Genomic DNA, 24,774 nt, shown 5'->3' on the forward strand with positions numbered 1-24,774 from the left:
ATTCCCCTACATGTTCTGTTCTATCATTGTCTGAAATGTATCGGCTTCTATGGCTTCAATAACAGATTCAGGATTTGCATCATAAGCCTGTACTACCAGTGAAATCCTTACATAATCTCTCATGTTCTTCTCTCGGAGATAAGTAAGAATGCGGACTCTGTTATCCAGTTCAGTTGCAAGTTTATTCCTGTCCCAGCCTCTTGCAACCATAACCTTGTTCAGGGTGTACGAATCCCCAGTCTTAATGAAAGTGTCACTAATAGGGTCCCATCGGTAGAGTTCGTTTATGCGGATGTAACCGGTTTTGGCATCTATACCTGTAAATTCCACAAGACTCTGTGTTCTGCGAACCCTTTTATTATTCACAAATGTCTGCATCTGGATACTCAGGATATCAAGTGACTGAAGCATTACATGTGGAACATTAAGTGGTGGACTGTCAAGCCTGTTGACAACAGTCTGAACGTCACCTGCGTGCATTGTGGAATATGTTGCATGTCCCGTGGATATGGCCTGGAACAGTGTGAGAGCTTCCTCACCCCTGATTTCTCCTACAAGTATGTATTCCGGTCTCTGCCTGAGAGCTGAGCGCAGCAGGTCATACATGGATATTTCACCCAAACTGTTCACATTAAGTGGCTTGCGTGTAACTCCTGCTATCCAGTTATCATGATGGAGTGTAAGTTCCCTGGTATCTTCAATCGAGACTACCTTTGACAATGGAGGGATGAAGAGTGAAACTGCGTTAAGCAGGGATGTTTTTCCTGATGCGGTACCGCCTGCAAATATGGCGCAATCTCCATTTTCCATTGCAAGCCAGAAATAGGCCATCATTTCAATGTTACAGGTGTTATAATTCACAAGATCAATAGGAGTAATTGGATCCCCACGGAACTTCCTTATGGTAAAAGAACTTCCCCTTGTTGTGATTTCTTTTCCAAGGGTTGCCTGAAGACGTGAACCATCAGGAAGAGTTGCATCAACCATCGGTTCGCCAACAGAGATGTGCTTACCGCTTTTCTGGCAGAGCTTTATTACAAGCGAATTGAGTTCCTCTTCACTGAAAGCAATATTTGTCTTTATGTTGCGGTATTTATTATGATACATGAAAACCGGGACTTCTATCCCATCACATGAAATATCCTCTATGCCCGGATCCAGCATCAGTGAGTTTATACGGTCGTGGCCAAGGAAATTACGTTTAAGATAGTAGAATATCTTGTAGGTTGAAGATATTTCCAGGCTCGCATGATACCTGTTAAAAAGGGCGAGTGCATTTTCCATCAGCACAGTTTCTTTATTTCTGTCTGTGCTGACACCACCAAGACTCAGAATATCCTGAAGATCGTCATACACCCTTTCAAGAATATCTTTTTCATATAAGGTCAGCGTTGGCTCGACCACGTGATAATAGTAGATGTTGCCCTTTTCCAGTATGCTGATGAATGAATAAGGTTCGTTTACCCAGTAACGTTCAACCTCCTGGTATCCGTCAGGAATTTCAAATTCCACCAGCAGACCGTGTATTTCAGGATCATAATCAGGAAGTCTTGTACGTGGATGAATTATTGAATTAATTCCTGATTTGATATCAGTAACCAGAGTAGATAATCTGGAAGACTTTTTATCATCTATGGGGACTTCTTCGTTTTCAGTAAGAAGTTTTTCATCAATAATTAGATCCTGAGGTTCCATCATCGATTATTATATAATCGCTAGTATATAAAAAGTCTTTGATTTTTATTATTATAAATATGTTGAAACAGATTTGCTTATCAAATATTCAAGCTACTTCAATTCCCACTTCCATAGGATATTCAGAATTGTTAATGAAATTAAAGTATAATTTCTCAGATGAACCAAGTCCCGTAGAACGTGCCACAGTTGCAGATTCCTCAAATTCATAATCCCCATCAAGTACTACAACATACCGGTGTTTTCCCAGAAATTCACTGATATCTGGAGATACTATTACCTCACCCGGGGATATTGAATATTCCTCACTGAATATCAATGAGCTTGAAGGATTGAATACCTCAATTGAAATATTGTGTTTCAGATTGTCCTCATTGCTTATCTCAAAAGTCAGTGGGTCGATAGGATACTCTTCATGCCGTTGTTCCTCTTTCTTATAATCGGTCATGTAAACAGCGTAAATCATTTTGTTGTCTACTATATCCCATGAAGGTGCTATTTGATAAGAGTGCGTACCAAGATCAACATAGCATGAAAAAGCATTTTCACCAAAGGAGAATTCAGCCTGATTGGCTGCTACACCATTGGCATATCCACGGTAGTAACCATCCGCTTTGTCAGATTCAAAAATTATAATACTTACATCCTCATCCAATAGCTTGAGACTAAGATTACCATTATCAAGCGCTTGCCTTAGATTGTCGACATTAACTGTTACAGCTTTATACTCATCCCAGTGTGCTTGTGCATCTTCTTCAGCTATAGTATAATCTACATCGTTGATGATTCCATCTTCTCCCAGGAAACTAGCATAGAAAAGCCCCTCAATTGTAAATATGACAAATACAATTGCAATTAAGGAAAGTGCTGTCTTATCAGATGTTATTTTACTCCACTCCACATAAATTTGAAGAAATGTAGTATTCAAAAATATTTAAAACTTTATAGAATAAATTAACTATGTATTATTAATGTTGAAACTATAGACTACTTAAAAAGTAAGAAAAGAAAATGAACTATCCCGCAATTAAGCCGGAAGTTCAAGTTTACCGAAATTCTCTTCGTAACGTGCCTTCATGACATCCCATGTTGGAAGGTCGGTCTGGCATCCGATACTCTGAACAGCAAAAGAAGCAACTGTGGAACCAATCTTACCACAAACTTCCAGTGGGTATCCACGTGTGTAAGCAAGAAGGAAACCGGCTCTGTAAGCGTCACCTGCACCTGTCGGGTCAAGTGCTTTCACGGTAACTACAGGAATTGTTACCTCAGTTCCATTGTTATAAATTTTACTGCCGCTTGCATCGTAAGTTACAATAACTGTTTCGATCATGCTGAGAATATCGTCCATTGATTTCCCGGTCATCTCACAGACACGCTGTATCTCATGCTTGTTTGTAAAGAGAATGTTGGTGTTTTCAAGGATGCTTTCAAGATTTTCCCTAGAATAAGTCACAAGGTCCTGTCCCGGATCAAATGAAACGAACTTTGCCTTTTTAGCAATCCTTGCGTTGTATGTTGAATCTGATGTTGCAAGGTGTACAAAATCAACTTCCGGTGGCTCCAGTTCTTTAAGCTCTATGGATGCTCCCCAGTGGAAATATGTACTCTGGTTGTGCTCCCTGTCAGTGAACACGAAGGCTCTTGTGCTTTTATGCTCAGGGAACCTGTAGAGAAGTGAGAGGTCAACACCGAATTTTTCAAATTCAGCTTCATATCCAGATGAAGCAAAATCTCCTCCCACTGCGGATATAAGCTGAGCATTTCCTCCAAGTATTGCTATTGCAACTGCAATATTGGCAGCTCCACCTCCATAATACTGGTTGTAATCTATTATAGGATGGGATTCATTGTGGACTGCAATATTTTCTACATCAAAAAGGAGATCAATAGCTGCATGCCCTACAACAGTTATTACCCGGTCCATGTTAACACCTTACTCGAATTCCTCTACATCCACAACAGCGAGAGGAACATCTCTTAATGCACGACCAATAACTGATTTTGCAATTCTGGCTGCGTGCTCCGGACTTTCAGCATCAAATACTTTCATTTCAAGAACAAGACCAACAATTGCGGTGTTAGCAGCAATGAAAACACTGGTAATTGGTTCTTCACATGCAGGACAGAAAGTTGTTCCGATGTCTACTTCCACATAATCCAGTTTAGGATTCAGGCGTTTTCCTGCTTCAGAAATTGCAACACCAATTGCATCATCTGCGGATTTTACGTCTCTAACCAACCAGGCGGCTTCAAGTGTAACATGATAATTTGACATTATATCTCTCCAATTTAAACTTCATTTCTTCTTCAATTAAATATAACTTAATAGAACTTATATTTCATATTGTAAACAACACGTCATCGTCGACATCAAACAGGCCAAGTCTTGCTCCTGCGTCAAGCCATGCATGTCCGTAACTGAAACAGACAAGGGCATTGACAGGGTCATCAATTTCAACAAAATGAAGACCATCATTATAGTATGAACTTGCCATATTACGATAATCTCCGGCTACCGTATACATATGAGATTGTGGAATCGGGGCAACTTTGGCCTTTTCCAGAGCTTCCCTTAATAGTCGCTCATATCTCTTAACTTTTTCATTCAGGTCAGCAGCCATATAAGATCACCCTGTTCAACGTAATTCATAGTTATTATCTGTTCGCCCTGAAAAGCTTTTTAAAGAGCTTTCCTCCGCCCTCAGACTCCTCACCGTTTGTGGCTTCAACGCGTGGTGGTCTTGATGGCTGTCTTTTTGGAGGAGGTGTGAAATTTGTGTCCTGAGTCGGAGAATCAACTACCGGAATATCCAGAACATCGTGTTCATGTGATTCCACTGTAGTTGCAGCGGGCACAGGCCTGCGTACCGAAGTTGGAACTACCGGTTCATGACTTTGACCTGCTACTAACTCAGGTGGTGGTGGTGGAGTTGGAGTCCGTGCAGCCTTGAGAACATTGACAGATTCACCACCGTGCTTGGATTTTCTTATTCTGATATCAACAAGCACAGGCCTTTCAATTTCATTGCTAACAAGCATGGCAACACCCGGAGGCAAACGCATGAGTTCTTCCTCAACATAGGAAGTTACACCCTCCAGACCCTTGCTTATAGCCTTAAGGTCGTTGGGGTTTGTGACTTTCATTATAACCTGAGTTCCACACTGAGAGAGAACATTCTTGTCAACTCTTGCAGGTCTCTGGGAAACAACCATCATACCAAGACCGAACTTACGACCTTCTGATGCGATTGTCCTGAGAATGTCAGTACTGGTGGTTTTACTGAAACCTTTTTCAGGAGCATAATTATGTGCTTCCTCAACAACGAGCATACCAGGCGGGATCTGGTTGAGCTTACGTGCCTCAAAAAGACCGGAACAAAGACTGGCAACAATCATGCTCTGAAGTTCGGGAGCAACTCCCTTGAAGTCAATTACTGCAGCTTTTCCTTTCTGGAAAAGTTCGCTTATGGAAGTTGGATTAGGGGATAGGATATTTGTATCCCTTATCTGTTCAAGGGCATTGATAACAATCCACTTTGCCTTGCTTTTATCGTTACCAACCTCAAATATAATATCATCAATCGTGTATGTCTCCATCTCAGCACGTAGTTTCTGAATTGCTTCATATAATATACCAGTGTGTGTGGTTGAGAAATTATCAGGGAAGACCGACGTCAGATCCTTGACAGTAAGATTCATACCATTGAGCCTGAACAACTCATCTGCATCGGGATTGATTGCCTTGCTTGCAGGAGTATATACTGTTACATTTTTCCCGTAACCCTTGGGTTTTACACCAAACCGCTTGAAATCTTCAGGACTGCCTTCACCTTCAACCTTCAAAGATGAATATTCGCTGTGCGGATCTATTATAAGCATTGGAATATTGTGATCAAGCAGCTCTTCCAGCAGCACGGATGCAGTATATGATTTTCCACTTCCGGTTTTTGCCAGGATACTACAGTGTTTCTGAACAAGACTATTGACGCTCAACTGCACTTTAATATTAGTGCCTTCAAGCATACCGATACTCATTTCGTTCCCCGTAAGTCCGAGCACTGATCTTGTAAGTCCCTCGTCTGCTGCAAAAATGGGGCTTCCAGGACTGAAAGGTATCACCGGTGCACGCAGCATTCCGATCTCATCTCTGGAACCGATTATCATTACCTCAGCAACGATCTTGTCATCACTTTTATCTGCACGCTGTCCCTTCATTGCCTCTTCGATAGAAAATGAATCACTGTATCGTTTTATGGCCATTACCTGACCAAGTACCCATGTGTGATCTTTCTCTTCCGACGACGCATCATGCCATACTTTGACGTATGCGCCCCTGTATACTTTGGAACTGTCAAAAACCATTACTTTGAACTCAAAGGTTCCTGTTTCTCCAAAAATAACGCCTACTGAACCTCTTACCATTTTTCATCCCTCAAATTCATGGTCTTCGCTATTATGTTTATTATGTATTATTATATCTTCCCTCAGTCATCAAGCCCTTCAAGGATCTCAGCAGGTGCACCAAGTAGTTCAACAAGGGCTTCTGCTTCGATAAAATGAAGTGATGCGGGAATGACAAGTATATGTAAAGGCTCTCCGAAATCCTCGTCCTTCAATGCATGGGCATATCCTGCCTTTACAACAGGCGCTTCTGAGCCTGCCCTTGCAATACCCACAGCAATGGCATTCTCCATGATACTCTCACCCCTTTTTTCCTCTACCTGAAGAAGCAGGGAAAGAGCCTGGTTCACTGTCATGTAACCTTTATCCTTATCGATGTCGAGGAAAACAAGAGTATGCATATTGTGCTTTTTGTTAAGCTTGATAGTATCATAAGGAGTCTCTGATATTACTGTAACACCGCGACTGCTGGTAAAGGGATGAGGAATTGTCGATGCTTTTCCGAAACGATAGTTCTGAAGGCATGAAAGACCACAGATTGCTGAGGCAATAGATGAGCCGTGTATAAGTTTAGTCTCAATACCCAGGTTCTTTGCACGAAGTCGCAGATCAACGTGGGTTGTGGAAACCATTGTGTCGCCTCCTGTGAGGAAAGCCACGTTCTTATCTTTAGCTTCAGCAAGCCAATCAGGAGATATTTCCACATCTTCCCTTGAAAGAAGGTTTACCTTTTTTCCATAGAGTGATTCAAGTTCTTCCAGTGAACTACCCATCAGTCTTGATGTGTAGAATTCAGCAAATACCATATCAGCATTTTTTATAGCTTCAAGTCCTTTCAGGGAGATATCTTTCTCATCAAAAAGGCCCAGTCCTATGAAAGTAAGCATAGTCCGCAGATATGTCCTAATGGAATAAATGCTTTGAGAATGACATAGAATAATTAAAGAAGCATTAATGTATGTCCAGAGGGACAGCAGAGTGGTTAGTAATGGAAATAAGAGTCGCAATGTTTTTATAGAACCACATACAGTTAGTTTCACTCATACATGGAAATGTAGAATTATACTGATTGAATTTATTTATACTATTGGAGGTCCGAAGTCATGGCAGGATATGGTAATCAACAACAACCAATAATCATCGTTGATCCTAGTAAAGAGCGCACAACAGGAAAAGACGCATTATCAATGAATATCGCTTCTGCAAAAGCAGTTGCAGGTATTGTGAAAACAACCCTTGGTCCAAAAGGCATGGACAAGATGATGGTAAACATCATGGGTGATATCACCCTTACAAACGACGGTGCAACAATTCTTGAGGAAATGGAAATTGAACACCCAACCGCAAGAATGATTGTCGAGGTTGCAAAGACACAGGAAAAGATGGCAGGTGACGGTACCACCAGTGCTGTTGTAATGGCAGGCGCACTGCTTGATAAAGCACAGAAGCTTATTGAGACCGGTGTTCACCCAACGGTCCTTGTAAAAGGTTACGCAATGGCAACCGAGAAAGCTCTTGAGACACTCAAGAATTACGCAGTCACCGTTGAGAAAACTGACAGGGAAATGCTTGAGAAAATTGCAAACACATCCATCACAGGCAAAGCATCTGAAATGGCAAGGGGTCACCTTGCACAGATCTGTGTTGATGCTATCTATGCAATAGAGCATGAAGGAAAGGTCGATGTTGACAAGGACATTGTACTGGCAAAGGAAGTTGGCGGAACTCTTGATGATACCGAGCTTATCAACGGTATTTCAATCAGGAAAGAAGCACTTCACAATGAAATGCCACGCCGCATTGAGAATGCAAAAATAGCTCTTATTGATACTGAACTTGTTTTCGCAAAGACAAACACAACATCCAAGCTCCATGTTGACAGTGCTGAGCAGTTGTTTGACTTCAAGGAACAGGAAAAAGCAAACTTCAGGAAAACCATCCAGAAAATAATTGACACCGGAGCAAATGTTGTATTCTGTTCAAAGAAGATAGAAGATTATGCACTCCACTTCTTCAAGGAAGCTAACATGTATGCAACAAGACGTGTCAAGGATGAGGACATGGAAGTACTTTCATACTCAACCGGTGCAGCTCTTGTAAGGAACGTCAATGAAATCACAGCTGACGACCTTGGATATGCAGAACTCGTTGAGCAGGAAGATGAGCATGAGGAGAAGACCTATATCAAGGGATTCAAAGATGCAAAAACCATGACAATCGTCATAAAAGGCGGTACAGAGCATGTTACTGATAACATTGAGCGTGTATTTGATGATGCCCTCCACGTAGTAAAGTCAGTCTATGAGGACGGTACCATCGTTCCTGGTGGCGGAGCTTCTGAAATAGAGGTTGCACAGGCACTCAGGAAGTATGCAGCTAGTGTTGAAGGCCGTGAACAGCTTGCAATCGGGGCATTCGCTGATGCAATAGAAGAGCTTCCAAAAGCAATTGCTGATAACTGTGGTTTCGACACAATTGATACAATCATTAACCTCCGTGCAAAACACGGAACTGTGAAGAACGCAGGCCTTGATGTGGAGACAGGAGATGTTATTGACATGCTGGAAAAAGGCATTGTTGACCCTCTCAGAGTCAAGACACAGGCGATCAAATCCGCATCAGAAGCAGCACTTATTGTACTTCGTGTTGATGATATGCTTCGTGCAAAGGAACAGGCCATGATGGATGTCAAGCCTGAGCACAACGTACACAACTACGATGCAACAGGTATGCTGTAAAGAGGTTTAACCTCTTTTAATTCTTTTTTGTTTTTTATTCTTTTTTGATTTTAGCTTTATTATCCAGGCATTATTATGCTCTTTTCTGATTAGACCAAATGTCATTTGTAATAAATCGATATGTTGCGGCTAAATTACATATCATCTAAAAAATAGAAATGATTAATCATGATAAATAGCGAAACGTATATATACTATCGATATGTAGTATATCATGATAAATCATGACAGAACACTACTACAACAACAACATAAATCTTAGTAAATTTGCCGGAATGTTGACCGCCTTTGCAGCTGCAATGATGGTATACTATTCACTCATGGCATGATTTATATCCTGCCATGAGAAACTTTTAATTACAATAATTTCTTTCCTCCAAACCCATTTTGGCCAAACTGGGAACTTAAAAAAAACTAATATGTTTTTGTAACTATGTTAATTCATAATCATATCTGATCATCTGAAAGACCATAGAACTTCTTATAATCATCAATTGCTTTTCTAGCTTGCTTCGGATACCTTTCAAGCATACAAGTAAGGAATTCATCCCGTGAAGTGAACTCCTTCATCTGATTGATTATCTTTCTTGCATATTCCTTTGAGATAGGGTTCTGTTTCTGAATCTCAAAAGTTAGACAAAGTGCATCCTGTGGGAAATATTTCCTGCGGATGTATGGTGCTACGGATCCCAGCAGTACATCATGGTCAAGTCTGCTAAAAGCCGGAACACCTATGCTTTTAAGCCGATTGACACCGGTTAAAGCCTCAAGATTTTCTGCAGAGTAGGAATGAATCTCAATGTAGACCTCCGGTTTAAGCTCTTCTACAGCTTCAATGATAGGAATGCCAATTTCTGAAAAATACCTGTCATCCAGTGTTGAGATATAAGTACCATTATTTACAAGCGGAATTACTGCAAGTGTACCTTTTTGCGGAGCTTCTATATTCTCAAGAATATCGGAGGTATCTCTCCATTCCTCACCATGCAGGCCTGCGACAAATAACCTGACAGGTTTTCCTTCTCCAAGTATCCTGTATGACATATTCTCAACTCATTTTTGGCATTTTGGATTATTTTCTAACATTATGTGCGGTTTTCTGTGCGATTATGTATATCTCCTGCCTCTCCGATTCCAGGACATCAAGTATCTTTACGCCAAGAGATTCAACCTTAGCAAGTATGGGTTTACTGTTCTTCTCTTTTCCCATTTTGATGACCTGAAGCAACTTACCGTTGTCCCTGAGCAGCGGTAACACTCTTTCAAGGGCTGCCAGAGAATCCATTGGCTCAAGCGTCATATCACTGAGAATCACATCAACATGCTCAGGTGACATTTCATTAAGAGGAATCTGGAACACATCACCAAACATCACGGTGACATTTTCCTTTTCATTTACAACTTTGCCAAGTTCATAGTCAAAGTCCCTGCTGAACTCCACTCCTTTTACTGATAAGGCTATCTCAGATGCCATCATCAGGAATCCCCCTGCACTGGACCCCAGATCTAGTACACGATCTCCCGGAGATATCACACCTGTTGCATCCTGAATTCTCTTTAGCTTGAAGTAGCCCCGGGGCATATCCAGACCTTCATCGACATCAATCTCAGAATCTGCACTGATGTCCTTTGAGGGTTTTTTGATGACTGTGCCATCAACCCTGACACTCCCGTTGAGTATGGCAGTCTTGGCTCGTCCTCGCGACTTAAAGAGTCCTGTTTCCACAAGATATGTATCCAGTCTCATGGTTCAATTAATAAGGAAACGTACTATTTATATTATAGTTCCACATTGAACGAAAAGTTTCACAAAAGATGCGTTTCTCAGGAACGATACAATGATAAAGAAATTCACCTCCCTCTTCCCGGTATGGGCTATTCTGCTTTCAGTTGTGGCTTTCATCTATCCTTCCATTTTTTCACCATACAAAAGTGCCATAACCCCGCTTCTGGGAGTTGTGATGTTTGGCATGGGCATCACCCTTTCTGCAAATGATTTCCTGCTGGTGCTCAAAAGACCAAAAGTCATTGTGCTCGGAACCGCATTGCAATATATTCTGATGCCACTTCTCGCATTCATAATTTCATACTTACTAAATCTCCCTCTTGAGATTATGGCAGGAATGGTGCTACTTGGAGCCTGCCCCGGTGGAACTGCATCAAATGTGATATGCTATCTTGCAAAAGGAGACGTAGCTCTGTCAATCACACTTACATCGGTTTCCACACTACTTGCATTCATCCTGACACCTGCACTCACATGGCTTTACATCGGACAGGCAGTGCCTGTTGCAGTTGGTAGTATGATGCTGAGTATCGTTAAAATAGTACTTGTGCCCGTGGCACTTGGAATTATCCTGAACACATTCTTTGATAAACATATCGAGCGTTTCAGGCATGCATTCCCTGCATTATCTGTAGCCACAATCGTGTTCATCATTGCAATAATAATCGCCCTGAACAAAGACAGCATCCTCGTTGCCGGAAAACTGGTGATAGTTGCTGTCATCCTTCACAATGGATTCGGGCTTGCCAGTGGTTATGTGCTTTCAAAGAAACTGGGACTTGATGAAAAAGATGCAAGAACAATTGCAATTGAGGTCGGAATGCAGAATTCCGGGCTGAGCGTTGCACTTGCAGTGAAATATTTTTCTGCGCTGGCGGGTCTTCCGGGTGCTCTGTTTAGTATATGGCATAATATATCGGGATCGTTTTTGGCATATAGGTTTAGTAAGTGAGTTTAATTTTTTAAAAACAGGAATTTAAGGATAGGAAACGAACAGTTAAATTCGTTTCCTGAAAATTGAATATCCTACAATTCCACCTATCAGCAAAATAGACAATGATCCAATTGCTATCCAGTTTTTGATAGTACTAGTCTGTTCTGCAGGTACTTCATTTACATCAGAAGTATCATCTATTGTAGATTTTGTTGCTTTTAGTTCATCTTCAACTGTAACTTTCTCAGCAGAAGTACCTACGATTGCAAATGGTGAAAATCCAGGAGTACTTGCCTCAAAATGAACGTATTTATCATCTTCACCTATTTTCTGGGTGTCAAGATAACTCCATTCATCATCAGAATACCTACACAATCTGATAGTAGTCTCAGCAATATCATAATCTTTAATCCACTCTTTCTCAACTTTGAATCCAACAACCGAATTGGCAATATTATCTGAACTTGAAAATCCAGATTTTCCAACCCATATATTGACATTGCAGTAAACTGTATCCGGTGCATTCTCATTCACAAGTGCAGACTTTCCGTTCAGCATCTCAATTGTAGAGAATATCTTGCCCCAGTTCCTTGAAGCCTCGAAATTGATGTATTCGATGGCATTTAACTCATTATTAAATTCATAAGAGGTTACACCACCTTTTGATACAAATTCAGAGAGAACATCCTTGTAAGCAATGTTCTCAAATTCTTCACCGGTGGTTCCACCGCCTCCACCACTGCCGCCGCCTGAAGAACTAGTAGTAGTTGTAGATGAGCCTGCATCTGATTCTTCATCTTCTTCCGGAATGATTACTTCATTGTCTATAGACGAATTTCCCTGTACTATAAAAGGATAATATCTTACAGTACTACTATTAGCTACTCTTAACTTTATATTGTCAGTTATGTTAACTACAGCACCCTTTGATAGGAAAATTGAATCTTCATTTTTCATAACAATTGAATGAGCCGAGTAGCTGGTAATTTCCATATTATTGAAACTACCCCCATCTCTAAATGTTACGAACTGATCCGATATTTGGAACGAACCTTCAACGAAGACACCTTTCTTTTCTCCAGAAACAATGATGTCTTTGAAATGAACTGCTATTAGTGGCACATTTGTATTGTTGCCAATATCGAGTGAATATGTGTAATCGCTAGAGGAGGAAACTATGCCATTATCAAGTTCCTCTCCATCTTTTGTAAGACTTAAAAATATTTCATTGGTGCTTGTATTAATTTCAGTAATATCAAGCACATAGTTTTCCTCAAGAATTAGGGATGAATCAGAATAAATCAAAAAACTATCATCATCGTCTATGAGTAGCTTAGAAAGACAACCGTGTGACAACAAACTTACTTCATCAAGACCATCAATATCTGTGTCATCTGTATAACCTGCAAAGTATTTCTCTGCCATAAAGCCTATTATCTGGAATTCTCCCCAGTCTGAATGTTCGAACTCTATAGATGCGGGTGTACTTGTATAAATGAGGTCACCATCATCGATGTTTCTGCCAGATATATCTGTTAATTCAAGAGTTTCTGTCTGAATACCTTCATCGATATCATAGTAGAAACCTTCGAAGTTAAGAGGAGTCCATGTAAGAAGAGTATCATCCTCAGAAACTGTACCACGGAGTTCGTATGTCTCATTTTCAGATATATTCAATGATGGAGCAAACCTAAGGTCATAATCATCAGCAACTATGAGATATATATTATTCATCAGGTTTATTATACCTCCTCTATATAGAGAGATACTATCCTCATTTTCCATTTCAATCAAGTCAGAACTTATGGAGGTTAATTCCATGTTACCATATGTATTTCCGTCGTAAAGTTCCAAGTAATCTTCAGATATTTGGAATACACCTTCTATAATAACACCGGATAATCCATTATCAGTAAATATTCCATTAAGATGGACAGCAATTGTTGCAACATCGTCAACATCACCAAGGTCAACCTTATAGACATAATCATCATTGCTTGAAACTATGGCACTATCAAGGTTGATATTGCCTTTGGAAAGAACGACATATACACTATTCCCTTTCTCATCGACCTCAACTATATTAAGTGAGTAACCATTTTCAAGTTTAAGAGAAGAAGATTCATTAACAGTTTTCTGTCCATCATTATCAATTAGAATCCTCGATAACTGACCTGATGACAGCATACTTACTTTTTCAACATCATCAATTTCAGTTTCATCGGTGTATCCTGCAAAGTACGTTTCCGCCATGAAAGAGATTAATTGACATGATCCCCAGTCATTATGTTCAAAATCAGTTTCTATAGGTCTAGTCTGGTAAACAATATCCCCCTCTCCAAGAGAACGGTTTATATTGTGAATAGTCATGGTTTCGGAACTGAGTCCTGAGTCAAGATCATAGAAAAAGCCAGAAAAACTTCTTGCATCCCAAGTGTAGATTGTAGATTGTCCAGCGTTTTCATCCCAAATTCTGTTACCAGTGTAATGGGTCTGTGGATAAACTGCGATGGTTGTGACATCAGAATTACCTTCTCCATCACTGTTTGTCACTTTAAGAGTTACATCATAGGAACCGATTGAAGCAAATGTGTATACTGGGTTTTGATCAGTTGAATCAATGATACCGTCATTGTCAAAATCCCAGCACCATGCTGTAGGACTATTTGCTGAAGTATCAGTAAATTCAACAGTGAGAGGAACAGTGCCTTCTACAACATCCGTAGTGAATGAAGCAACAGGAAGATTTGATACTGGTTCATTAACTGTTATGGTCTGAATGGCAATATCGGATTTACTTCCATTAAATACTGTTAAGGAAACACTGTAAGTACCCACATTGGTAAAAACATGAATTGGGTTCTTGTCAGTTGAAATGGATCCATCTCCAAAATCCCATTCATATGCATCAGCATTGATAGAGATGTCAGTGAAAGCTACAGACAAAGGAGTGTAACCGGAAGTTACATTTGAACTGAATGAAGCAACAGGCATCACATCTCCAGTACTCCATGATGCAAGTGGGAGATAATCGATATTATACATGGACCCATATAAAGAATACCTTATATCACAGATACCATCACCGTCCGCATCAGTGCATCTCTGACTGAATCCCTTACCATCAGGCCTTGCCCAGTAGTTGCCTCCAAGATAGGGGCCACCAACGATATTAGTGCCTGCGGTTTTATTAACATTCCATTCATTGATGGTGGGACAATAGGATAAGGGTTCATAAATTCTGTAGTTTGCGGTGTTTTTAAAGAAATTGTTATAGATTATGTTGTCTAGGGAAGAATACACATAGATGCCGTACTCACCGTTGTTTGATACTGAGTTGTCCACTATCTTATTATAAAAGGAACTATACAACTTTATTCCATTGTTTGCATTGTTGGAAGCGATATTTCCTTTCAGCATGTTGTTATTACTGGTATAAAACAGGTATATACCGTCTTCTGAATTGTCTACTGCTCTGTTATTCACAAGTATGTTGTCACTGGAAGAACTTAGCTCGATACCATCAGAATTGTCTTTTGCCGTATTGTTCACAAGTGTGTTATCGTTGGAGTCAACTAGAATTATACCCCAATAACTATTGCTTGTTGCAATGTTGTCTGTTAGTGTGTTGTTAGTAGAATGATAGATACGTATGCCGAACTTGTTGTTTGCTGCTATGTTGTTTGTGAGCGTGATGTTGGTGGAATAGTACGGAATTATACCGTCGTAACTATTGTTCGCTACATTGTTATGTGTCACTATGTTGTTTCTGCAAGAATCCAGATAGATGCCCCATGTATTGTTTACTGCATTGACATTTGTCACCGTGTTGTTGGAGGAATCCAAATATATCCCTGCTTTGGAATGCCCTGTAAACCCACTTACATAAAAACCATCTATTGTCACTCCATCAGCAGTGACATTAAAAACATGATTATCTGCAGATGCAGCAATAACATGCGTAAGCTCGGCTCCGTCTGTTGACATGATATTCAGTTGTTTTGCCACATCAACGTTCTCATGATATGTACCAGGATAAACGAGGATAGTATCACCTGAATTTGCATTGTTAATTGCATCCTGTATTAAAGAATAATTTCCATTTTCAGCACTTACAGTCAAAACAGCTGCATCAACGGGATTTTGCATTAAAATAAAGAAAGTCAAAATAAGAATAGTAACAATTGAGACGTTTTTTAAAAATTTCATTAACTGTACCACCATTACGAAATAGTTTTGCAAAATATAAAAGTACATCGGAATAGATTTTATGCGGTTTGAAATGTTATCCTCAAAATACCCAAAATATATTCATATAACAGATTGTGTGAAATGACAATTGATCGATGACAAAACAAGTTTATACAATGCAAACCGATGCTTCTCCCACATGGTGATGATTTGTTAAAGGCTGTAATATTCGATATGGATGGCGTGCTTGTTGATTCTATGTCAGATCATGCGGAAGCTGTCCAGCATATTTTTGATGAAATTGGCGTTGAAATGGATAAGCAGGATATCTTCGAGAGAGAAGGAGAGAGAACCGTTGACATAGTGAGATTCCTTCTTCAGAAAGGAAGCGCAGACGCATCACAATTTGACATATCGGATATCGTAGAGAGATATATTGAAGAATTTAACAGGATAGCAGAATTCAAGGTTTTTGATGGGATGCCAGAGTGTCTCAGTGGTCTTAAAGATAAATTCAAGCTTGCTGTTGTTTCAGGCTCAGACAGACCAATTGTTCAGGATATTATTCAATCCGAATATCCGGGAATATTCAGGGAACTTGTTACAGCCGATGATGTACAGCGCGGAAAACCAGAACCAGATCCATATCTTAAAGCAATAGAAATGCTCGGGATTTCAAGCCATGAAGCGATCGTAATAGAAAATGCACCAATGGGAGTTGAATCTGCCAAAAAAGCAGGATTATGTTGTATGGCAGTACCCACATACCTTGATGCTGAAAAATTCCATCAGGCAGACATGGTTATTGAAAACCACACCCGCCTTGTAGAGTTCCTGAATGAACTGGAACCGTCTTATGACTGTTCACGGTCGGATTTATCAAAATCGTAATTGCACTTAATTCCACTCTCATCGGAACACAGGTTACATGAAACACATTTTGCGACCTCAATATCACCATTTTTGAACTTTGACACAAGGTCAGGTTCACAAATGAGAGGTCTGCAAAGTGACACCATATCGGCATATCCGTCAGTTAATAGCTGTTCTATGACATACTTTGAGCGTATACCGCCTACAACCATTACAGGAACATCAACCGCTTCCTTTATCATTTTAGAATAGCCCCTGTAATATGCTTCTGCATCAGCAGTGTTTATTTTGGTTCTGAACATCTGCTGCCCGGCTTCTACAATTCCACCGCTGACCTCTATTGCACAGACACCATTTGAGGCAAGGATCTTTGCTATCTCTACACATTCCGGTGCATCAAGAACATTTTTTGTACCCTCAGGGAAACCATCGGTTGCATTAAGCTTGACAAGTATCGGGAACTCATCACCTATCATCTCATGTATCCTGTCAATGATATCAAGGATAACCTGAGTTCTTTTCTCAGTTGAACCTCCCCACCTGTCCTTTCGCCTGTTTGTGTACGGAGAAATAAAATTACTGAGCAGGAAACCATGAGCTGCATGCAACTGAACTCCGTCAAAACCTGCTTCCTTTGCTCTTCTTGCTGCGTTGGCAAAGTCCTCTATGGTCTGAAGCACTTCTTCCTCGGTCATTTCCTCAGGAGTAGTACCATTCCTCTTGTTTGTAACAGCAGATGGTGCCAGTATCACAGGATTGTCGGCGGTCATCATTGTCTGCCTGCCACCGTGAACTATCTGGACAACTATCTTGCTTTCATACTCATGAACTCTTGAGACTATCTTCCTGTAAGGTTCTATGAATTTGTCATCATAGATTCCCTGCTGAAGGTTGTCACTTTTCCCATTAGGATTCACATATGCATATCCGGTTATTATAAGCCCGACTTCTCCACGTGCAAGCTCTTCATACATATCACCAATCCTGTCGGTCGGTGTGCCATCTGACTCTGCCATCCACTCATGGGTAGCGGAACGTACAAAACGATTAGGAACTTCCATATTCCCCAGCATAATAGGTTCGAACAACATGCATTAATATTGATAGCAGGAGCTTATATGCTTTTTCTTAGCTCAGGAACGCTGGTATTTCATTTCTTCAAGCTCTTCCTTCAATGATTCATTGTTGATCCTGTAGATCAGCATTGAAGTAAATATCAAAGCAAAAGCAAGCATGTTAACAGCAAGTGTCAACTGAAGTGAAGTTCCTTCAAGTCCACCGCCACTGCTTCCGTATGAAGAACTTCCGAACATCAGTGGATGTGCTGAACGCCATAACCTGATGGATAAGAAACTCAGTGGAACTGACATAAATCCAATAATTCCAAATACAGCCGCAAGACGTGCTCTCTTTTCAGGTTCCTCAAGTGCCTGACGAAGCATCAGGTAGGCGAGATAGATAAGGAAAAGTGCAAGTGAGGTTGTAAGCCTTGGCTCCCATATCCAGTACCAGCCCCATGTTGCTTTGGCCCATATAGAACCTGTTACAAGTACAAGGAATGCAAAAACCACACCTACCTCGGCGGCAGAATGGGCAACGATGTCCCATTTGCTGCTGTTTCCTTTAAGGTGCATTATACTGGCAATAAAAACAACAGTGAACGCAAGATATGATACCATTGCAATTGGCAGGTGGAAATAGAATATCTTGAAACTGCTGTCAAGTATCTCACCGGCATTCCCTTTCATCTGGGGCACATAGAAAAATATCATCCCGATGGCAATTAACATAACAGGAGCCGTGATAATTGCAAGTATCTTTTCTTTTTTCCCGTCAATGAGCATGATTGTTCCTCTGCCTAATTAAAACTCCTTGTTTAAATGCTTTTCATCCACTTTAAACGATTGTTTGAAACTATTGAAGAGATGAATAAATATAAAAAAATATAAAAAAATGCTATCAGTAAATGGAAGTAATACAAAACATAACAAAAGTATTAAATATAAAGATAATTTATCACAAACAAGTTACTAGATAGAAATAAAATTAAAACTTGTGATACTGCATTTTCAAGAGTCGGGTGTTTAAAATCCAAAAATACGCCGGAGATGCAAATAAACAGGTTGGAGTTAGAAAATATATCAGGAGCATTTATGATGAAAAAATCATTGGGCATTTTACTGGCAGGAATGCTATTAATCGGGGTAGTTGCAATTTCCGGGTGCACAGACACCAATATGGAAGTCGCAGATACAGAAGAAACGACAGCAACAAATGATGAATTGATTGCAGCAGTAGGAACACATGGCGGAGAACCAGAATCTGGTTTTAATCCAATAACAGGCTGGGGTTACAACCATGAACCATTAATCCAGAGCACTCTTTTTAAGAAAGATAGCAATGGAGATCTTATCAACGACCTTGCTACGGATTATACAGTTAGTGATGATGGAATCACATGGATTGTTACAATAAGAGATGATGTAAAATTCCATGATGGTGAAGCACTGACTGCTAAGGATGTTGCATTTACATTTAACACCGCAGCAGATGCCAGTGGAAGTGTGGATCTTTCCATGCTGGAAAAAGCCACAGCCACAGATGATGCTACTATTGAATTCACATTAAGCGACAATCAGGCTACATTTATCAATAAACTTGCAGTTATCGGAATTGTCCCGGAACATGCATACGATGAGAACTATGGTCAGAATCCAATCGGTTCCGGTCCTTACCAGTTCGTACAATGGGATAAAGGACAGCAGGTAATTCTGGAAGCAAATCCTTATTACTACGGAGATGAACCTTACTTCAAAAAACTCACCATTGTGTTCATGGAAGCAGATACTGCTTTTGCAGCTGCTAAATCCGGTCAGATAGACCTGGCAGAAATCCCGGCATCCTATGCAAATCAGGAAGTTGACGGAATGAAAATAGTAGCTCTTGAGTCCATTGACGCTCGTGGAATTAGCTTCCCAACACAGCCAGATACAGGTGAAACATCTGAGGATGGATACGCAATTGGAAACGATGTGACATCTGATGTTGCGATCAGAAAAGCACTGAACATAGGAATTGACAGGCAGACACTGGTAGATGGTGCACTGAACGGACAGGGTGAAGAAGAATTCACAGGTGTTGACAAGCTACCATGGGGAAATGAAGAAGCTATTATTGAAGACGGAAACGTTGAGGAAGCAAAGAAAATATTAAGCGATGCCGGATGGGAAGATACTGACGGTGATGGCATTGTAGAAAAGGACGGCGTTAAGGCTGAATTTACTCTCCTGTACGCTGCCAGTGCACAGGAAAGGCAGGCTCTTGCTGTTGCTGTTTCTGAGGAAGCAAAGGAGCTTGGAATCAATATAATTCCTGAGGGTGCAAGCTGGGACAAAATCGATACCCTTGCTCTTTCAACCCCTGTTGTTTTCGGTTACGGTTCACTTGACCCAACCGACCTGTACCTGAAATACTACAGTGAAAGCTACGACCCTTCAAGTTACAACAACATAATAATGTACAGCAACCCGACCGTAGATTCCTATTTAAGAAACGCAATTACCAGCTCAGACCAGAATATTGCAAATGAGAACTGGCAACTGGCAGCATGGGACGGTGAAACAGGATTCTCTCCAAAAGGCGATGCTACCTGGATGTGGATGGCAACACTTGATTACCTCTATATCATGGATGAGGACCTTGACATAGGAACTCCTAAAATACAGCCACACGGCGCTGATATTTTTGGAAATATCCTGGAATGGAAACGCACGGAAAACTAAATTTGAGGTTTTATGAAACTGAGGATTAATTATCCTCAGTTTAACCTTTTTTAATGATTTAATTGGCTTTTCAAAAATCAAATCCACAATAAATCACACAAAATCACAAACTTGCTGGAATGGATATTGGAGGTTAAAAATTGTGAATTACAAAAAATTAAGTATTTTTATGGGGAAAAAAACCCTCAAATTAGTTTTTCTTTTAATTGTTGTTTGTATGGCCAGTTTCTGGATCGTAGAGCAATCACCCATCGATCCGGTCAGGGCCTATATAGGAGAAATGAGCATTCAGCCGGAACAAAAAGCAAAGCTGGAAGAATATTGGGGTGTAAACACTCCTGCTCATGAAAAGTTCCTTAACTGGGCTGAAAATTTACTAAAAGGAGATCTAGGCACTTCACTGATATACAGGATGCCTGTGACTGAGGTTGTTAAAGAACGGTTTGCTGCTTCTCTTATACTTATGGCTTCTTCATGGCTGCTATCAGGAGTTCTGGGTTTTGCTTTAGGAATACTAGCAGGAATGAAAAACGGAACCCTGATTGACAAAGCAATAAAAGTTTACTGTTATATTCTGCTTGCCGCTCCGACATTCTGGCTGGCATTGATATTCTTACTGATATTTGCTGTGAATTTAGGATGGTTCCCTGTAGGGCTCAGTGTGCCCATAGGTGTTGCAAGTGAAGATGTGACCTTTTTTGACCGCATTCATCATTTGATCCTTCCGACTGTAACCCTGAGCTTACTTGGAGTTGCCTCTATCGCGATGTTCACTCGTGAAAAATTGATAGAGGTCATGGAAAGCGATTATGTGCTATTTGCAAAGGCAAGAGGAGAAACAGGATTTGACCTGATAAAAAGACATGGGATAAGAAATGTTGCACTTCCTGCCATTACATTACAGTTCTTAGGATTCAGCGAATTATTTGGTGGAGCCGTTCTTGTTGAGCAGGTATTCTCATATCCCGGTATCGGTCAGGCTGCTGTTGCAGCAGGTTTAAGATCAGATGTACCTCTACTTTTGGCAATTGTCATCATCAGCGCATTGTTCGTCTATTCAGGAAACCTGATAGCAGATATAATCTATGAATTTGTAGACCCCAGAATAAGACAGCAGGAGAGGAGAACATGAGCACTGCTGTTGCAAATGTTAACAGGGGACTGTTTAAAGGGTTCAACCTGCGCCAGAAAACAATCATGCTGATAAGTTGTCTGTCTTTATTATTACTTTCAATTGTGATTTCCAGTTCATTCATAGACGATAATGCATTGTCAACTGATTTTCAATCAAAGAACCTTGCACCTTCTCTTGAACACCCATTTGGAACTGACTGGATGGGAAGGGATATGTTTGTGCGAACTCTTGGAGGACTGGGATTAAGTATAGTGATAGGAGCCCTGGCTTCATCTATCAGTACTGTTTTCAGTGTGATCTTAGGCTTATTTTCAAGCATAGGTAAAATAGAAGATTCAATTGTATCCTGGCTGGTTGATTTATTCCTTTCAATACCACATCTTCTGTTGATTATTTTGATTTCCATAGGACTTGGAGGAGGAGCAACAGGTGTTATCATAGCTGTTGCATTAACACACTGGACAAGTCTCACACGTGTTGTAAGGGCAGAAATCAAGCAGATAAAAACCCAGGAATACATCCATATATCAAGAAATTTTGGAAAATCCAGATGGTGGATAGCTAAGAAACATATTCTTCCTCACCTGATTCCACAGTTTGTTCTGGGTACAATTGTAATGTTCCCACATGCTATTCTGCACGAGGCTTCAGTGACTTTCCTTGGTTTCGGGCTTTCACCACATCAGCCTGCAATTGGCATTATCCTGTCAGAATCAATGAAATACCTCTCAGCAGGATACTGGTGGCTTGCATTTTTCCCGGGATTATCACTCCTGATCGTCATTCTTGCATTTGACCTGATCGGAGAAAATATGGGAAAGATACTGGATCCTAAAAGAGCACATGAATAAGTGAAAACAAATCGTGAAATGAATCTATCAAATTATTAAAAGAGGTGAAGTATGACAAATACATCTCAAATTCCCGCTGAAAAAAAGGAAAAGCCTGAAGCCCTGTTAAAGGTAAAAGACCTTTCCCTTTCTTTCATTCAATATGCTGCGGGACTAAGGCAAACTGAGCTTAAAGTAATATCCAATTTGAGCATGGAAGCTTACAGTGGTGAGATTCTAGCTGTTGTTGGCTCCAGCGGTTCCGGAAAAAGTCTCCTGGCACATTCTATTTTAGGTATTCTTCCATCAAACGCAAAGCTTAATGGCACTATGGAATATGGCGGCCATGATCTGACCCAAAAAAAGAAAGAGGAAGTCAGAGGTAAGGAAATTGTCCTAATTCCACAATCAACCACATATCTTGATCCTTTGATGAGAATTTCCAGTCAGGTCATTGGTAGTGTTGAAGATAAAAATTCAGATTCCAAAAAGAAGCTTCAGAAAGAGATATTCAAGAAATATGACCTGAAACCTGAAGTAGAAAAGATGTTCCCTCATGAACTTTCAGGAGGAATGATAAGAAGAGTCCTTGTTTCAACTGCTGTGATGAGTTCCTCAAAGATTGTGATAGCAGACGAACCAACACCTGGACTGGATGAAAAGAACCTGAATGAAACTCTGGGATATTTCAAGGATATGGCAAACAAAGGATATGCGGTTATTCTCATAACTCATGATATTGAAGCTGCACTAAAAATCTCAGATAAGATCGCTATTTTTTACGCTGGCACTATCCTGGAGGTTGCAAATGCAGAGGACTTTTCAGGTGAAGGGGAAAAGCTGAGACACCAATACACAAAAGCACTATGGAATGCCCTGCCACAAAACAAATTCCAGGCAATAAAAGGTCATCAGCCGATGCAGGATGAAGTGCTTGAAGGATGTTTCTTTTATGAAAGATGTACTACAAGAGGTGAAATTTGCTCAAAATGTGTTCCTGAGCTAAAGTTGTTCAACGGTGGAATGGTGAGGTGCAATAATGTATCTTAAAGGCAAAAACATCGGTTTTGGCTACAATGAAAACAATCTGATCCTAGAAGATGTGGACATTTCCCTTGGAAGCGGGGACGTTTTAGGACTTGTAGGAGACAGCGGATGTGGCAAATCAACCCTGTGCAGGATACTGGCCGGATATGAGAAGAACTACAAAGGAAAAGTAAGTTTAGACGGAAGCAAAATATCATCAAGCGGATACAATCCCGTACAATTGATCTTTCAGCACCCTGAAAAGGCTGTAAATCCAAAATGGAAAATGAAGGATATCCTGAAAGAAGGCCATGATGTTTCTCAGGATATTCTGGAAGCTTTTGGAATTAAGGAGAACTGGCTGAACAGGTGGCCTAATGAACTTTCAGGAGGAGAGCTTCAGAGATTTGCTCTTGCAAGGGCTCTTGGACCAAAAACAAAATTCCTGATCGCTGATGAGATCACAACCATGGTGGATGCAATCACCCAGGCTCAAATATGGGAGAGCATTTTAGGTATCGTTGAAGAACTGGATATCGGGGTTCTTGTTGTGAGCCACGATAAAAGTCTTATCAACAGATTATGTCATGATGTTTTGTACATGTCAGATCTGAATGGATGCTGAATTTTATTTTATTTTATTTTATTTTATTGTGTGATAGGAATCAATTCTGATAATTCAGAATTCCTAATCCATCACAGTATATTCAAACACAAGTTGTCCAACAACAAAAAATACCAAGTCATACACAACCAGCAACCTGAGCTCCGAAGAAATACTACCAATTCCACCGTCTGCGAGTATCGTCCCGGTTGCCATAACAGCAGGAATTATCACAGGAATAATTAACGGCAGTAGAAGCACCGGAAGCATGATCTCCCTAGCTCTTGTACTTGCTGAAAGTGCTGAAAGCAAGGTTCCAACACTGACAAAACCGAAAGTTCCCAGGAAGATTACAAGTGCAAGTCCCGGAATACCACTGATGTTGTAGTTGAACAAAACGATGAAGATTGGTATCGTAAGCAATTCCACAATGAACATCAGGACAGCATTTGATATTGTTTTCCCGATGTAGATTGAGCTTCTGTCGATAGGTGAGAGTTTCAGTCCTTCAAGACAACCGTTTTCCATCTCACCTGCAAAGGAACGTGAAAGTCCAAGGGTTCCTGCAAAGGTGAAAGCCACCCAGAGAACGCCGGGAGCAAGTTTTCCAACAAGTTCTGTCTGGCTTAGAACATCACCGAATGAGATGCTGAAAATAACGATAACGATAAGCGAGAAGATGAGCATGGAATTGAGCATCTGTTTTGTGCGAAACTCCGACCTGAGATCCTTTGCTGCAATGTAGAGGCTTTTCTTCATAATCTCACCACAGGTAC

General features: G+C 40.5%; 21 protein-coding genes. 8 read left to right on the forward strand and 13 right to left on the reverse strand.

Going from position 1 to position 24,774, the window contains the following annotated elements; translation table 11 throughout:
- Nucleotides 1-6: 6 nt before the first annotated feature.
- The 7 genes from METTI_RS01785 to dph5 form a co-directional block, all read right to left on the reverse strand.
- The gene (locus METTI_RS01785; RefSeq protein ID WP_023844097.1) at nucleotides 7-1,698 is read right to left on the reverse strand and encodes a type II/IV secretion system ATPase subunit; all 1,692 of its coding nucleotides are present in this window, start codon (nucleotides 1,696-1,698) and stop codon (nucleotides 7-9) included.
- A gap of 85 nt (nucleotides 1,699-1,783) precedes the next feature.
- Nucleotides 1,784-2,596 (reverse strand): hypothetical protein, encoded by an 813-nt coding sequence (locus tag METTI_RS01790; protein WP_023844098.1) that lies wholly within the window; start codon nucleotides 2,594-2,596, stop codon nucleotides 1,784-1,786.
- A gap of 126 nt (nucleotides 2,597-2,722) precedes the next feature.
- Nucleotides 2,723-3,622, reverse strand: coding sequence for a carbohydrate kinase family protein (locus METTI_RS01795; protein WP_023844099.1), 900 nt, complete (start codon nucleotides 3,620-3,622; stop codon nucleotides 2,723-2,725).
- Nucleotides 3,623-3,631: 9 nt separating this feature from the next.
- A complete protein-coding gene (locus METTI_RS01800) occupies nucleotides 3,632-3,973 on the reverse strand; it encodes a DUF555 domain-containing protein (protein ID WP_023844100.1) in 342 nt (113 codons plus the stop codon).
- 64 nt (nucleotides 3,974-4,037) lie between these two features.
- Nucleotides 4,038-4,319, reverse strand: a complete 282-nt coding sequence (locus METTI_RS01805) for a DUF357 domain-containing protein (protein WP_023844101.1) — start codon at nucleotides 4,317-4,319, stop codon at nucleotides 4,038-4,040.
- A 34-nt stretch (nucleotides 4,320-4,353) separates the two neighbouring features.
- On the reverse strand, nucleotides 4,354-6,120 hold the full coding sequence (locus METTI_RS01810; RefSeq protein WP_023844102.1) for an ATP-binding protein: 1,767 nt from the start codon (nucleotides 6,118-6,120) through the stop codon (nucleotides 4,354-4,356).
- A gap of 62 nt (nucleotides 6,121-6,182) precedes the next feature.
- Nucleotides 6,183-6,986 carry a diphthine synthase gene (dph5, locus tag METTI_RS01815; RefSeq protein WP_023844103.1) on the reverse strand — a complete coding sequence of 268 codons (804 nt, stop codon included), beginning with the start codon at nucleotides 6,984-6,986 and terminating at the stop codon, nucleotides 6,183-6,185.
- A 216-nt stretch (nucleotides 6,987-7,202) separates the two neighbouring features.
- Between dph5 and thsA the strand changes: the two genes are divergently transcribed.
- Nucleotides 7,203-8,837: a thermosome subunit alpha gene (gene thsA / locus METTI_RS01820; protein WP_023844105.1), complete on the forward strand. Its 1,635-nt coding sequence runs from the start codon at nucleotides 7,203-7,205 to the stop codon at nucleotides 8,835-8,837.
- 447 nt (nucleotides 8,838-9,284) lie between these two features.
- On the opposite strand, the gene METTI_RS01825 is transcribed toward thsA, so the two are convergent.
- On the reverse strand, nucleotides 9,285-9,881 hold the full coding sequence (locus METTI_RS01825) for a DUF2119 domain-containing protein (RefSeq protein ID WP_023844106.1): 597 nt from the start codon (nucleotides 9,879-9,881) through the stop codon (nucleotides 9,285-9,287).
- 28 nt (nucleotides 9,882-9,909) lie between these two features.
- Nucleotides 9,910-10,584 (reverse strand): SAM-dependent methyltransferase, encoded by a 675-nt coding sequence (locus tag METTI_RS01830; RefSeq protein ID WP_023844107.1) that lies wholly within the window; start codon nucleotides 10,582-10,584, stop codon nucleotides 9,910-9,912.
- A gap of 91 nt (nucleotides 10,585-10,675) precedes the next feature.
- Here METTI_RS01830 and METTI_RS01835 point away from each other — a divergent pair, with 91 nt between their 5' ends.
- Entirely contained in the window at nucleotides 10,676-11,575 is a 900-nt protein-coding gene (locus METTI_RS01835) for a bile acid:sodium symporter family protein (protein ID WP_023844108.1), read from the forward strand.
- Nucleotides 11,576-11,620: 45 nt separating this feature from the next.
- On the opposite strand, the gene METTI_RS14955 is transcribed toward METTI_RS01835, so the two are convergent.
- Nucleotides 11,621-15,766, reverse strand: coding sequence for an S-layer protein domain-containing protein (locus tag METTI_RS14955; protein ID WP_023844109.1), 4,146 nt, complete (start codon nucleotides 15,764-15,766; stop codon nucleotides 11,621-11,623).
- Between the two features lie 168 nt (nucleotides 15,767-15,934).
- Here METTI_RS14955 and METTI_RS01845 point away from each other — a divergent pair, with 168 nt between their 5' ends.
- The gene (locus METTI_RS01845; RefSeq protein ID WP_023844110.1) at nucleotides 15,935-16,639 is read left to right on the forward strand and encodes an HAD family hydrolase; all 705 of its coding nucleotides are present in this window, start codon (nucleotides 15,935-15,937) and stop codon (nucleotides 16,637-16,639) included.
- Here METTI_RS01845 and METTI_RS01850 read toward each other — a convergent pair.
- Nucleotides 16,603-17,712, reverse strand: a complete 1,110-nt coding sequence (locus tag METTI_RS01850; protein WP_023844111.1) for an NADH:flavin oxidoreductase — start codon at nucleotides 17,710-17,712, stop codon at nucleotides 16,603-16,605. The two genes, METTI_RS01845 and METTI_RS01850, sit on opposite strands and share 37 nt — an antisense overlap.
- Nucleotides 17,713-17,754: 42 nt before the next feature.
- Nucleotides 17,755-18,465, reverse strand: coding sequence for a cytochrome c biogenesis protein (locus tag METTI_RS01855; RefSeq protein ID WP_023844112.1), 711 nt, complete (start codon nucleotides 18,463-18,465; stop codon nucleotides 17,755-17,757).
- 312 nt (nucleotides 18,466-18,777) lie between these two features.
- On the opposite strand from METTI_RS01855, the gene METTI_RS01860 reads away from it, so the two are divergent.
- From METTI_RS01860 to METTI_RS01880, 5 genes are all read left to right on the forward strand, one after another.
- A complete protein-coding gene (locus tag METTI_RS01860; protein ID WP_156916301.1) occupies nucleotides 18,778-20,403 on the forward strand; it encodes an ABC transporter substrate-binding protein in 1,626 nt (541 codons plus the stop codon).
- A 217-nt stretch (nucleotides 20,404-20,620) separates the two neighbouring features.
- Nucleotides 20,621-21,535: an ABC transporter permease gene (locus METTI_RS01865; protein ID WP_245596056.1), complete on the forward strand. Its 915-nt coding sequence runs from the start codon at nucleotides 20,621-20,623 to the stop codon at nucleotides 21,533-21,535.
- Nucleotides 21,532-22,389 carry an ABC transporter permease gene (locus METTI_RS01870; RefSeq protein ID WP_023844115.1) on the forward strand — a complete coding sequence of 286 codons (858 nt, stop codon included), beginning with the start codon at nucleotides 21,532-21,534 and terminating at the stop codon, nucleotides 22,387-22,389. Before METTI_RS01865 ends, METTI_RS01870 begins: the two co-directional genes overlap by 4 nt.
- Nucleotides 22,390-22,440: 51 nt before the next feature.
- Complete coding sequence (locus METTI_RS01875; protein ID WP_023844116.1) at nucleotides 22,441-23,418, forward strand: oligopeptide/dipeptide ABC transporter ATP-binding protein; 978 nt, start codon at nucleotides 22,441-22,443, stop codon at nucleotides 23,416-23,418.
- Complete coding sequence (locus METTI_RS01880; RefSeq protein WP_023844117.1) at nucleotides 23,408-24,019, forward strand: ABC transporter ATP-binding protein; 612 nt, start codon at nucleotides 23,408-23,410, stop codon at nucleotides 24,017-24,019. The genes METTI_RS01875 and METTI_RS01880 overlap by 11 nt, the downstream gene beginning before the upstream one ends.
- 63 nt (nucleotides 24,020-24,082) lie before the next feature.
- Here METTI_RS01880 and METTI_RS01885 read toward each other — a convergent pair whose 3' ends face one another.
- Entirely contained in the window at nucleotides 24,083-24,757 is a 675-nt protein-coding gene (locus tag METTI_RS01885) for a heme exporter protein CcmB (RefSeq protein ID WP_023844118.1), read from the reverse strand.
- Nucleotides 24,758-24,774 lie beyond the last annotated feature (17 nt).

The sequence above is a fragment of the Methanolobus tindarius DSM 2278 genome (assembly GCF_000504205.1).
Lineage (GTDB): Archaea > Halobacteriota > Methanosarcinia > Methanosarcinales > Methanosarcinaceae > Methanolobus > Methanolobus tindarius.

What these genes read in the sequence shown, in the direction of transcription:
- METTI_RS01785 (WP_023844097.1), bottom strand. Translation starts at nt 1,698, where the DNA reads ATGATGGAACCTCAGGATCTAATTATTGATGAAAAACTTCTTACTGAA.
- METTI_RS01795 (WP_023844099.1), bottom strand. Translation starts at nt 3,622, where the DNA reads ATGGACCGGGTAATAACTGTTGTAGGGCATGCAGCTATTGATCTCCTT.
- METTI_RS01800 (WP_023844100.1), bottom strand. Translation starts at nt 3,973, where the DNA reads ATGTCAAATTATCATGTTACACTTGAAGCCGCCTGGTTGGTTAGAGAC.
- METTI_RS01805 (WP_023844101.1), bottom strand. Translation starts at nt 4,319, where the DNA reads ATGGCTGCTGACCTGAATGAAAAAGTTAAGAGATATGAGCGACTATTA.
- METTI_RS01810 (WP_023844102.1), bottom strand. Translation starts at nt 6,120, where the DNA reads ATGGTAAGAGGTTCAGTAGGCGTTATTTTTGGAGAAACAGGAACCTTT.
- dph5 (WP_023844103.1), bottom strand. Translation starts at nt 6,986, where the DNA reads ATGCTTACTTTCATAGGACTGGGCCTTTTTGATGAGAAAGATATCTCC.
- thsA (WP_023844105.1), top strand. Translation starts at nt 7,203, where the DNA reads ATGGCAGGATATGGTAATCAACAACAACCAATAATCATCGTTGATCCT.
- METTI_RS01825 (WP_023844106.1), bottom strand. Translation starts at nt 9,881, where the DNA reads ATGTCATACAGGATACTTGGAGAAGGAAAACCTGTCAGGTTATTTGTC.
- METTI_RS01830 (WP_023844107.1), bottom strand. Translation starts at nt 10,584, where the DNA reads ATGAGACTGGATACATATCTTGTGGAAACAGGACTCTTTAAGTCGCGA.
- METTI_RS01835 (WP_023844108.1), top strand. Translation starts at nt 10,676, where the DNA reads ATGATAAAGAAATTCACCTCCCTCTTCCCGGTATGGGCTATTCTGCTT.
- METTI_RS14955 (WP_023844109.1), bottom strand. Translation starts at nt 15,766, where the DNA reads ATGAAATTTTTAAAAAACGTCTCAATTGTTACTATTCTTATTTTGACT.
- METTI_RS01845 (WP_023844110.1), top strand. Translation starts at nt 15,935, where the DNA reads ATGCTTCTCCCACATGGTGATGATTTGTTAAAGGCTGTAATATTCGAT.
- METTI_RS01850 (WP_023844111.1), bottom strand. Translation starts at nt 17,712, where the DNA reads ATGTTGTTCGAACCTATTATGCTGGGGAATATGGAAGTTCCTAATCGT.
- METTI_RS01855 (WP_023844112.1), bottom strand. Translation starts at nt 18,465, where the DNA reads ATGCTCATTGACGGGAAAAAAGAAAAGATACTTGCAATTATCACGGCT.
- METTI_RS01860 (WP_156916301.1), top strand. Translation starts at nt 18,778, where the DNA reads ATGAAAAAATCATTGGGCATTTTACTGGCAGGAATGCTATTAATCGGG.
- METTI_RS01865 (WP_245596056.1), top strand. Translation starts at nt 20,621, where the DNA reads ATGGCCAGTTTCTGGATCGTAGAGCAATCACCCATCGATCCGGTCAGG.
- METTI_RS01870 (WP_023844115.1), top strand. Translation starts at nt 21,532, where the DNA reads ATGAGCACTGCTGTTGCAAATGTTAACAGGGGACTGTTTAAAGGGTTC.
- METTI_RS01875 (WP_023844116.1), top strand. Translation starts at nt 22,441, where the DNA reads ATGACAAATACATCTCAAATTCCCGCTGAAAAAAAGGAAAAGCCTGAA.
- METTI_RS01880 (WP_023844117.1), top strand. Translation starts at nt 23,408, where the DNA reads ATGTATCTTAAAGGCAAAAACATCGGTTTTGGCTACAATGAAAACAAT.
- METTI_RS01885 (WP_023844118.1), bottom strand. Translation starts at nt 24,757, where the DNA reads ATGAAGAAAAGCCTCTACATTGCAGCAAAGGATCTCAGGTCGGAGTTT.